The organism is Sphingobacterium alimentarium (assembly GCF_004342685.1).
Lineage (GTDB): Bacteria > Bacteroidota > Bacteroidia > Sphingobacteriales > Sphingobacteriaceae > Sphingobacterium > Sphingobacterium alimentarium.
In genome coordinates this window covers 1-10707 of sequence record NZ_SMBZ01000067.1, presented here as the reverse complement: position 1 = coordinate 10707, position 10707 = coordinate 1, and the positions used below count along the sequence as shown (strand labels likewise).

The 10707-nt window shown below is 35.7% G+C and carries 10 protein-coding genes; 4 read left to right on the top strand and 6 right to left on the bottom strand.

What is annotated here, in order from left to right; translation table 11 throughout:
- Positions 1-690 precede the first annotated feature (690 nt).
- Complete coding sequence (locus EDC17_RS15865; protein ID WP_132779110.1) at positions 691-882, top strand: CsbD family protein; 192 nt, start codon at positions 691-693, stop codon at positions 880-882.
- Between the two features lie 236 nt (positions 883-1118).
- On the opposite strand, the gene EDC17_RS15860 is transcribed toward EDC17_RS15865, so the two are convergent.
- The 4 genes from EDC17_RS15860 to EDC17_RS15845 form a co-directional block, all read right to left on the bottom strand.
- The gene (locus tag EDC17_RS15860) at positions 1119-1379 is read right to left on the bottom strand and encodes a hypothetical protein (RefSeq protein WP_132779108.1); all 261 of its coding nucleotides are present in this window, start codon (positions 1377-1379) and stop codon (positions 1119-1121) included.
- A gap of 90 nt (positions 1380-1469) precedes the next feature.
- Positions 1470-1682: a hypothetical protein gene (locus EDC17_RS15855; protein ID WP_132779106.1), complete on the bottom strand. Its 213-nt coding sequence runs from the start codon at positions 1680-1682 to the stop codon at positions 1470-1472.
- 190 nt (positions 1683-1872) lie between these two features.
- A complete protein-coding gene (locus tag EDC17_RS15850) occupies positions 1873-2394 on the bottom strand; it encodes a ferritin-like domain-containing protein (RefSeq protein WP_132779104.1) in 522 nt (173 codons plus the stop codon).
- Positions 2395-2507: 113 nt separating this feature from the next.
- On the bottom strand, positions 2508-3689 hold the full coding sequence (locus EDC17_RS15845; protein WP_132779102.1) for an N-acetylmuramoyl-L-alanine amidase: 1182 nt from the start codon (positions 3687-3689) through the stop codon (positions 2508-2510).
- 592 nt (positions 3690-4281) lie between these two features.
- Here EDC17_RS15845 and EDC17_RS15840 point away from each other — a divergent pair.
- The 3 genes from EDC17_RS15840 to EDC17_RS15830 all read left to right on the top strand — a co-directional run bounded on the left by EDC17_RS15840 (position 4282) and on the right by EDC17_RS15830 (position 5972).
- Complete coding sequence (locus EDC17_RS15840) at positions 4282-4917, top strand: cyclic nucleotide-binding domain-containing protein (protein ID WP_132779100.1); 636 nt, start codon at positions 4282-4284, stop codon at positions 4915-4917.
- Positions 4918-4979: 62 nt separating this feature from the next.
- Positions 4980-5438: a MauE/DoxX family redox-associated membrane protein gene (locus tag EDC17_RS15835; RefSeq protein WP_132779098.1), complete on the top strand. Its 459-nt coding sequence runs from the start codon at positions 4980-4982 to the stop codon at positions 5436-5438.
- Positions 5439-5735: 297 nt separating this feature from the next.
- Positions 5736-5972, top strand: a complete 237-nt coding sequence (locus tag EDC17_RS15830; RefSeq protein WP_132779096.1) for a hypothetical protein — start codon at positions 5736-5738, stop codon at positions 5970-5972.
- Between the two features lie 57 nt (positions 5973-6029).
- Here the strand turns inward: EDC17_RS15830 and EDC17_RS15825 are convergent, their stop codons facing one another.
- Both EDC17_RS15825 and EDC17_RS15820 read right to left on the bottom strand, forming a co-directional pair.
- Positions 6030-7388, bottom strand: a complete 1359-nt coding sequence (locus EDC17_RS15825; RefSeq protein WP_207895789.1) for a RagB/SusD family nutrient uptake outer membrane protein — start codon at positions 7386-7388, stop codon at positions 6030-6032.
- Between the two features lie 35 nt (positions 7389-7423).
- Positions 7424-10564 carry a SusC/RagA family TonB-linked outer membrane protein gene (locus tag EDC17_RS15820; protein ID WP_165894447.1) on the bottom strand — a complete coding sequence of 1047 codons (3141 nt, stop codon included), beginning with the start codon at positions 10562-10564 and terminating at the stop codon, positions 7424-7426.
- Positions 10565-10707: the final 143 nt, after the last annotated feature.

Below are 10707 nucleotides of genomic sequence, written 5' to 3'. Positions count from 1 at the left end.
TGTTTTCAAGTCCGTTCGGTTGCCAAACCTCTATAACTAACTATATTTCAAATATTTCAAAGAACAATTTCAAGTTTTAATGGGACAGTAATGATTTAATTTAAGACATCACTTTGTCTCTATATACCTTCAATTTATATCAAATATTGAATATCCAAGCTCAAAATGCCACTTATTGAGCATATAAATAGATTCATTTGCTAATATTCGAATACTATTTATTAACATTTCTTTTGCCTTAATAAACCACGATTTGATCTCAATACATAGTAATCATTAACTCAATACTAGGCAGTTCCTTAATAAAATCAATTAACTGACGATAAGAAAATGAATTTCCTGTTTTTAAACCTTAACTTTTTTCTCAATTCGGAACATATAACAATACGTTTCAAAAATTAAATTTTTGGGGATGAGAATAATAGGATTATTATTGAAACAGTTTTCGATTATAATTTGCAGTAATAAATAAAGCTGCAAACTTTCTCCAGAACCTCGATTTGATTCCAAATAAAATTATTGGACCCTGCCTGATTACTGAACTTAATATATTTATGTGTCTTTATTTTTATTAGTTAAGAAGTTTAGGTACATAGGGATCCATTAAGCCCAATTTAACATTTAATAACATATCCAATAAAACTAATTGTTGCGCTATATGTTCTATAAGTACAACAAAACTATAATACTATGGACTCATTAGATTTAAAAGGTAAATGGAATATTTTAAAAGGTAAAGTGAAGCAACAATATGCTGACTTAACTGATGATGATCTTATGTACGCTGAAGGTAAAGAAAACGAGCTGTACGGCAGACTGCAAGAAAAAACGGGCAAGACTCGTGAAGAAGTAGAAACTTGGCTAAGAGATCTCGACAGATAATATTCGTTCATAAAGACTAATCGAAAGATTGGTCTTTTTTTTATTACCAAATAGTAATTTCCTGCCAATTTAATAATAAAATATTCCTGATCATCAATACCAATTTAATAAGCGACACAAGTAATAATATGTCACTATAATTATCGATATATTGTTAAAAAAGGCAAATAAGGTAAGAAAACTACCTGAATAAAAACTTAAATATTCCCTTTAGAATTATGGAGGAAATGCGTGAATTAAGTCCACTCCGTATGCACACGGGAAGTATCAAATTTGATAGACTTGGATGCTCTTCGGCACAATTCGTAAGGAAGAATAATTGTTCTTTTTTCATCCATACGGGTTTGTGCAATGATCCTGAATAAAACTTCTTCCCGGATACTGTATAAGGTAAATAAAGCATGCTCCTCGAGATAACAGTGCTCACAGCTTAGCATATTTACTTGATGCGCTTCGCAATAGTCAAAAGCAGATTCCAAATCTAGATATTCGTTCATTATTAATTTCTCTACAGTAATAATGAGAACAACACCACCCCTTAATGGTTGAAGAGATGCAAGATAAATTTTGTCTGTGTAGCGCTCCGGCTACACGTTATTTCCGCCCTCAAGTTGTAAACTGTATTTATAAATGTCGAAAATTTCCCGGCTTATTTCCATATCATTGTGATAATACTTTAAATAGTACCGAACTGTATCGCCACTGTTATCAGTGTATAAGATGGCTTTGACTATACTATATTCTTTGAGCTGATATAATTGAGTGATATGACCTGGGTCATCATGATTCGTTGTCTTCATAAAAAAATTGTAAGTGTAAAAAGAGAGGGTTAAAGAAAAGACATTGTTCTGATGTCGCGCTAAGATGATTCTCTAAATTTCATCCTAGTGGTCACTATTAAAACGAATAAATACAAGAAATATTGCAAAAAAAACAAAAAAGTCTACCTTAAAGGTAGACTTCACTTTTATGGTTGTAATAATTTTCGTTTTATTTGGCTTTACTATTCAGGTTGGTATCCGCTATACCAGTCAATTTTTCATCACAGGCCCTTTCTTCTTCCAATGTCTCCAACAATAACTTAAGGGCATCTTTATGACCCAACACTTTTGCAAAAGCCGCTAATGTACCATATGTAGCAATCTCATAATGCTCGACCTTCTGTGCTGCAGCGATAATGCCTGCATCTCTAACCACCCCTGGTTCCGTTTCTTCCATGATCCCTTCGCCTTCTTCAAGCAAGCCTTCCATGGCATCACATTTTTCGGCTTCCGCCTTCTGGCCAATAGATTTGAAAGCTTCCTCCAGGCGCGTGATATGTGTTTTTGTTTCTTCCAGATGTGACTTGATAGCATCTTTTAGTGCTGCAGAAGTCGCATTCTTTTCCATCTTAGGCAATGCTTTGGATAGAGCCTTTTCTGCCCAATAGATATCTTTTAATCCATCTTCGAATAACTCTTGCAGATCTTTAGCTGCATCTTCTTTTGCTTTAATTTTTTTATCAGTTGCCATTGTAGTATGTTTTTGGTATACTAATAGAACCTCAAAATTTCATTTTTGTTTTTTAATCTGAAAACCATTGAAAAATAATCTTATCATTCAGCCTTTTAGGTTCATGACATACTTTATTGCACATCCTTTAGCCATTTGACTATGCCTCTGTATATTTTTTCGGCTGTCTGCTGATGAAATTTATCTTGTAGTATCCGCTGCTCATCCTCCTCATTACTTAAAAAAGCAATTTCCACCAAACTGTTGGTGTATTCTGTAGGCGAATTGAGCAAGAAATTGAAGTTACCGATAAGACCGAATTCACTAAGACCTAGATCGATCATTTCCTCTAAAATATTTTTAGAAACAGTGCGCGATCCATTATGATGATAATAAGTGCTCACTCCTTTGATCTCGGGCCTCGAGGAAGCATTCAGATGCAAGCTAATCAGTAAATCGGGATCCACAGCTCTGAGTTTCAAGACACGATCTGTCGTGGCTACGTCCACATCTTCCGTGCGTGTTAAATACACATTTTTAACCCCTTTGCGGTGTAGGTAGGCTTCTAGCGCTTTCGCGAATTTTAAATTATAGGTTTTCTCTTCCGTGCCATTGGGGCTCACCGCTCCCTTTGCTGCACCACCATGACCAGGATCAATAGCGATGAAAAGATGCTTGATACCTTTCTTAGCTGGCGCGTGCTTTACGACGATGCGTAAGGAGTTCTTGACGTAGGCAATGCTATATCCCCAATTTTGCTGGCCTTCCAATTCGATATGAATGCGCAGCACATCTTTCTCCACTTGTTCGCGGTACACATTTTTAACGATCTTCGTCTGAGTCAATTGAGTAATCCACGTCGTATTGGTTGATACACCGAATACGTCGACGACAATTTTGTTAGGCGCTGGAGATTGAAAACTACGGTAAGGAAGGCGTTCTGGCAAGCTGACCGTCAGCACATCGGACCTATCATTGGCCGACAGATGCCAGGAAGCACTCAAAAAAGTTGATTCTCGTAGGGTATCAGCGGCATGGGTTGAAGATCTTACAAAACGTTTGGGAATGAATGCCTCCCAGTTTTGGGACAACTTCACCTTATACCGATTCTCTAGGGAATCCATTACTAGCACACGTATTGCCGTATCAATAAATCCCATTTTGTCTGCACCCAAACGCACCATTCCGTCCGAATATTCTAAATAGGGTAAGTCACCCGTAGTCCTACCTACCCTAACTTGTTGGCCATAAGCTGATAGCGTCACAATCCATAAGATAGTTAACGCGTAAAATAATTGCAAAAGACGGTTTTTCATAGATTCTAATGTGTAAGGTTATGTATGTAATAAGGTTGTATGTAGGTTAGCACTCAAGCCTATAAATCTAATGTTGGTATAAACCAATTATATAGTGATTTTTATGGGCCTTAATCCAATCTCCTTCGTCCTAGTTTTATAAATAAAAGCAAACTATATAATGGAGTATAGATTATTTGACACATATTTATATTTCCCATTTTTTAAAACTACATTCTCGATAAACTGAAAGTAATTCAAAGTAATTAATTCAAATTTATTGCAACAAAAATTATTTCATTGAAATTACCTTCACCTACTAAAATATTGAGGGAATAGTGGATTAGATAATTATTATTAATTGCTAATTCCGCGGTTAGGTTAAATTATATAAAATACGAAAACTTTTAGAGTATAAAGAAAAAAAGCGCAAACGACAAAAAATTCAGCCTAAACTGCAAAATTTACCACAATCCAATGCGTGAACGACAAATGTAGTTGATTTAATGTCGTTGAGGTGCCAAATATTGTTGTTTACGATTTTTTTAGGTTTATACATGATGATTTTGCTAGTGTTGTATTTATAAACTAAGCACCTACTAAATAACTAAATATGAAACGAAATAGCAAAGATTATCAATTAGCTCTAAATCACTTTTTAAAGTATTGGGCAAAGTTTACAATTATTCAACCTTACCATGCAGAGTGGTTATCAAAATATGCTAAATATGCGTCTTATAAACGAGGGGCCTGTATATATGATTTCAGTTGGGAAGAAGAAAAAATCATTTATGTAAGCCAAGGGATTCTCGGACGCGTAAATTATTACCTTGATCCTAAAACCTTAAAAGACAAACGGTCAATTCTATCCATAGGGCTACCTCATATGGCTTTGATGACAACTTATCATCTTTATTCACATAATCAAGCAAAAAGCAACATTACAGCCTTACGAAAAAGCCACGTTCTAGCAATAAGTTATAATAGAATTAAAAATTTTATGCGTGATGATCGAAGTTTAGACAGTATTGTGGGGGCATGGATGAACAAGAAAAAACATCAATTAGCAAGATTAAGAGAATTAAATTCGTGTCTGGATCCTCAACAATCCTACCTTAAATTTCGAAAAAACATGCCTGAATTAGTTGCCTCTCTAAGTCAGGTTGAACAGCAAGACCTACTTGGCATATCTAGAAGTTCCATTCGCAGAGCAATATACTTTGACTTAACTGGTAAAAAAATTAGATAATAGTATCCGTACGGATGCAAAATTCCAAAATTGATGTTCTGAAATTTGAATGATGCGAGGATATGAATAAAGGAAAACATTTTGAATCTATTAAAAAACAACCCTATTTGATTTTCGGAATTACGATTCTATTACTTTTACTTTGGGTTCCAACTAGCATTCATAAATTAATCGATTTTGAATCGTTTAAAAATGACATATATAGACACCCAATTAGTTTATCTCTTTCCAAATTAATCATATACAGTTTACCCATTATAGAATTACTGACAGCATTCCTAATTGTAACACCAAAATACCGTCTTTTTGGATTTATAGCATCTACTTTTCTGATGACAGTTTTTACCCTATACATTGCATCGGCTCTGCTTAATGTTTGGGATAGACTGCCATGTGGTTGCGGATTAATTATAGCACATTTAAATTGGCAAGAACACCTTTGGTTCAACATAGTATTTTTAATCTTAAGCATTACAGCTTGGTATTTACAAATTATAGTCACCACAAAGAGTGGTTCTTAACCCATTCTTTTATAAAAACTTAATATATTCTAATCATATAATTAAAGCTTACCCTAAATTCAAGGTTAATTTAGGCAAGGGCATCACCAGCCAAATGGTTTTCCGATTATCTTAACGTATTCTTTCAGGCATCGTACAAAAAAATGAAAGCTACTAGATAACAAAATATGGACTAACTAATAAGCTAGTCCAATAAATTAAATTTATAAACCATGTAAATCATTTACTATGAAAAATTTAAAAAATAATGCAATGGCTTTGGTAGCCTTAGCTATTGCAGGAACATAGGTGACGTTGATGTCTTTTAAACAGACACAGACTGAGGTATCCCTTCATTGGTTTGAGGTAGATGCAAATGGAAATATTTCGCAAATTAGCACAGGAAGTCCTACAAGTAGCTGTCCAAATATTCCGCCTGCACAATACTGTGAAGTCGCTTTCGAGACAGAGATTCCTCCGGTAACGAACATGGAGGAAACAGAACTTGAAAGTGGTACACAGCCTGTTGCGGATATAAGGTACAAATTACCATAACATTGAAATGAAATTAGTGTTCCCAGGGCGCCCATCAATCTCTTGACGGGCGCTTATTTATCTAAGATTTTGATTTAGTCCACTTGTTTCTATCACGACATCAGGGATTGGTAACACATATCGCCGATCATTTGCTTCAAGAAAATATAACTGATCATCGATATTTCTACTCAGCGTTATTGGATTAAGCCCTTCTCGATTTATTCTTTTTAAATCAGACCAACGAATTCCCCGCATTAACAATTCTTTTCTTCTTTCCATCCAGATACGGGAAAGAAGGGAGCCCCAAGATGATTCACTAATAATAATTGATGTCCCTTTCATGTAACGATGTTTTAAAAAATGAACTAGACAGTTTTTAGCTTCTTCTAATTTATTCTCGCGGGCCAAGCATTCAGCTTTTATCAACATTACTTCAGCAGATGTTATCCCTCCAAAAGCTATCGCAGAATTATTGTAAGTGCCTTTAAAATTCAAATTACCATTTCTAAGAGTAAAAAATGCTCTTTTACGAATATCATTTTCTTCATAAAGATTATAAAGAGAAGATGAAATATTAATATTGCTTCCCAGAATAATTGGTGCATAATTTACTGTCGAATGAAAGATAACTTCTTTGTTAAAACGCTCAAAAGGGAGAGCTGCATCTGCAGTTATATCATTATAATCTAGTAAGTGTGAATGATACAGGAGGCAAGAATCAGCATACAATAGTGAATTCTTATAATCCCCCATCATTAGATAACTTTTGGATAGTAATGCAAAAACAGCCGCTTTTGAAGGATGAGTCTTGTGCTCTTGCATACTGCTATGTAATGTCGATGCAAGATATAAATCACTTATTATTGATTCGTAAGATTCAGACAAAGTACTTCTAGAAATTTTCTCCTCCAGATCCGTGCTAAGCCGTATAACTATTCCCAACTCCGAAGTGGCATCTGCATCATATGCCTTGCAAAATAGATTTACGAGCTGATAGTGCCCCCAAGCTCTAAAAAAAAGTGCCTGAGCCTTCAGTGAATTATATTGTTTCTCATTGGTGCCATCTTTCCCAACACCTTCCAGAATTTCAAGGGCTAAGTTGGCATAATATATTTGCTGATATGAAAAGGACCAATTCTCAGATCCTTTTGTATCCACATAAATTTTAGAATTCCATAGATATGCATTTTTTTCCCATGGAGACAAAGATGCAAATGTATTGCTAGGCACCTCGTAGTCATCAGAAGATATGTCCGGCAGATTTGGTGTTCGACCTTCATTCATCACGGATGAGTTTTCTAGGATAGCCGCAGCATCTGATATTGTTGTCGGAATAACAATCTTTTTATCCGATTTAATATCCAAAAATTCCTCCCCACAAGAATATAAGTTAAGCACTATTAAACCCATAGAAACTTTAGCTATATTGCACATACTATTCAAATATGACATATTCATATATTTTAATTTTAATAATTAATTTTTAAACCTATTGAGCCTGTCGTCGGTGGGAGATAATAGGCCGATGGATAATCCGGATCAATATTGAAATGGGATTTCTTCCATAATAAACCAAGGTTATTAGCGAATGCATATAATTGGAGTTTAAGAACTTTACTACTTGTATGCCGAAGTTTGCAATCATACTGTAATCGTACATCCTGAATCCTAATATGATCTCCTGGTTCCACCAAAACCTCAGACTGCAGATATACTACATCTCTATTAGCTATCACGCTCATAGGAACAGATGGTACATTAGTAAACAACTCATCACCCGGAGCTTGCCATCTATTCTCATAATCTAGGTGTTGACCAGTATTGTTCTGCATTAGCGTATTGTAACTAATTGATTTCCTTCTATAAAAATATTTGCTTTTAAATGCAATATTTATGCTTAGGGTGCAACCCTTCCACGTTAGATTATTACGAAATGCACCATATAAAATAGGAACCGTACTACCATGCTCTATTAAATCATCAATTTGCAGTCCATTAATAAATCTCGTATATTCTTTAGTCAATATCTCTCCTTCCCGAACTAGCGGATCGCCAGTATTTGATTCTAGTCCCGCCCAAGGAAGACTATATATATTATCCAACGACTTATCAATAATTGCTCTATTGCTAAGTCCATGTGTATAACTAGTTGCTGATGAATTATCTGCCGTAGCAATCTCGGTGACTCGATTCCTACTATGGGATATATTTGCACTTGAAGACCATTTGACCTGACGACCTAATGGTCTTACCTCTAAATTAATATCAGCCCCCGAACATTCAAGATCTGCATAGTTAACTTTAAAATTGCCTAGTCCACCGCTATAAAACAGCGTTGGATCGATCAATTTATTAGCAATCAAATCACTACTTTTCTTCCAATATACATCTAGTGTACCAATCAGTTTATTCCCGAATAGTCCAACATCAGCTCCAATGTTTAGCATTGACGTTCGCTCCCAACGAAGATTTCTATTACCGGGAGAACGCACAATTGCCATAGGTAGACTTGTCTCTGAATTTTGGGAATAAGTAACAGTAGGATATGCGGTTACTGTTTTATCAATATTACCACTTACACCATATGTAGTTCGTAACTTCATTTGGCTAATCCAATTTAGATTAAAAAATTTCTCATTATGCATAAGCCAAGAAATTCCGCTAGACCATAAAGGCACACCTTTCTGATTGGTACGAACACCAAATAGATTTGATGCATCCCACCGGAGACTTCCTGTTGCAATATATTTCCTAGCATAGGTGTAAGACCCATTTGCATAGTATGATAGAAATCTATCGATCGTAGAACCTAATGCATTCGTAGGAAAAGGAATTCGTGCACTACCATTTGGGCGTATAGGGTAAAGTACATTATAATTTAATTGCTGGTTTGTCGTAAGCACATCATCCGAATATCCGTAATAACTATAAGCAGATGATTCACCATTGATTTGTCTGATCTCCCCCCCTGCTAAAACCATGACATTATGATTACCCCAACTTTCCTCAAAATTCATCTGTAACCGGCCCGAGTGGCTATACACTCTAGAATTTGACAACTCTAAAATATCACCCACCGGGAATTCTGATTTTCCAGTGGACTGAGTGAACCGGTTCACTTGATGTCTTACTTGATAGCTTCTATGGTCTAATAAGTTTCTTCCTTCTGTGCCATAGTTGTGATACTGATATAAGAACTGTAAAGCAAGACTTTTCATTACTTTATAGTCCAGTGTAGAGTTGATACGTATATCATTAGCATTGTCTCTCTTATTTTTCAATTCGATTTCATCCAATGGCCGATATGCCCAATCAAGCCCTTGATCTGCCGCTGCGCCTACAAAGCGGGGACGAAAATCTCTTACGAATGAAGCGTGACTCCCATCGCTATTAAAGAGTGTATAATACGGTAAGAGGAAAGATTGGCTTCTAATATCAAAACTATTATTATAAACACTTGAGGTCACAAAATTGATATTTGAACTTAAATATATGCGGGGAGAAAGCGAGAAACTATTGGACGCATTTAGTGTTAATCTATCCGAAGCGTCACCTATATTCACATCTTTATTTCTGTCATATCCTACAGATAGCCTATAATTTGTATTTTGTGTTCGCCCTGCGAAATCAATACCGTGGCGTTGTATAGAACCATTACGGTAGAGCAAATGACTCGCATCTTTCCTTATATCATTTCCTGCTAACAGGGCCAATTGAGCATCAGCCTGATTCTGGGTAATCTCATTATTTCTAAGCTGGATCAAAGTTTCTATTGAAGGACTCAATACAGGCATTCCTAAATTGTTTTCCCGTGCCTGATATATTCCTTTATCGAACCAATTTCTCTCTAGGTCTATGAAATCCTTAGAGCTAATAAATGCTTGATTATAAAATAAATCCGGTTTCGATAGTAATGAAAAATTTGAATAAAAACTCATAGAACTACCTTCCTTTTTACCTAATTTTTTGGTTGTTATTACAATAACACCATTGGCAGCTTTGGCACCCCAAATCGAGGCAGCAGCAGCATCTTTTAAAAATGTTATAGATTGGACATCATTTGGATTAATATTATTAATATCACCACCGTAAGGAAAATTATCTAAAATGATTAAGGGTTCCATGCTTGCTGCGATAGTACTGGCTCCACGCAAGCGCAGATCAAGACGATGATCAGAAGCATTTGTGCCACCACTATTGCGTTTGTCGAACTGTAAACCTGGGACAGTTGACTCGAGCCGAGAGATGATGTCTGAACTGACTGTACGCTCCAGCAACTCCTCATTTACATGAGAAAAACTCCCCGTAGCACGTTCCTTAGGAAGCGTATAATATCCTGTAGAAACTTCAACATCCATTATAACATTAATCTTAGGTATTAGAAAGAATATTTCATTTCGTGAATTATTATTAAAATAGTGCTTTTTCGTTTCGTACGACAGATGTCTGAATAACAATGTGTCTGCTATGCCCTGCCATATTAATTCGAAAGAACCGTCTGATTTTGAGAGGGTAGAATTTCCTGTTGCCATGAAAGAAACATTAACCCCAGCCAAAGGCTGACCGCTATCTTTATCCCTTACTGTACCTTTGATTGGAACCTGTGCCACGCTTTGATTCAAAAAGCACATTAAGCACAATATGATGTAATATATTGGTTCACTAGTGTCCCATTAAAATCGGGACGTTTTAAAAATTAAACAAATTTGGCCCATTAAGGCTAGCTCGTTCTTTGTCATTTTGAAATTTAGTT

Excerpts from the sequence above, each read along its gene's own strand:
- EDC17_RS15865 (WP_132779110.1), top strand. The coding sequence starts at position 691 with ATGGACTCATTAGATTTAAAAGGTAAATGGAATATTTTAAAAGGTAAA.
- EDC17_RS15860 (WP_132779108.1), bottom strand. The coding sequence starts at position 1,379 with ATGAACGAATATCTAGATTTGGAATCTGCTTTTGACTATTGCGAAGCG.
- EDC17_RS15855 (WP_132779106.1), bottom strand. The coding sequence starts at position 1,682 with ATGAAGACAACGAATCATGATGACCCAGGTCATATCACTCAATTATAT.
- EDC17_RS15850 (WP_132779104.1), bottom strand. The coding sequence starts at position 2,394 with ATGGCAACTGATAAAAAAATTAAAGCAAAAGAAGATGCAGCTAAAGAT.
- EDC17_RS15845 (WP_132779102.1), bottom strand. The coding sequence starts at position 3,689 with ATGAAAAACCGTCTTTTGCAATTATTTTACGCGTTAACTATCTTATGG.
- EDC17_RS15840 (WP_132779100.1), top strand. The coding sequence starts at position 4,282 with ATGAAACGAAATAGCAAAGATTATCAATTAGCTCTAAATCACTTTTTA.
- EDC17_RS15835 (WP_132779098.1), top strand. The coding sequence starts at position 4,980 with ATGAATAAAGGAAAACATTTTGAATCTATTAAAAAACAACCCTATTTG.
- EDC17_RS15830 (WP_132779096.1), top strand. The coding sequence starts at position 5,736 with ATGTCTTTTAAACAGACACAGACTGAGGTATCCCTTCATTGGTTTGAG.
- EDC17_RS15825 (WP_207895789.1), bottom strand. The coding sequence starts at position 7,388 with ATGTGCAATATAGCTAAAGTTTCTATGGGTTTAATAGTGCTTAACTTA.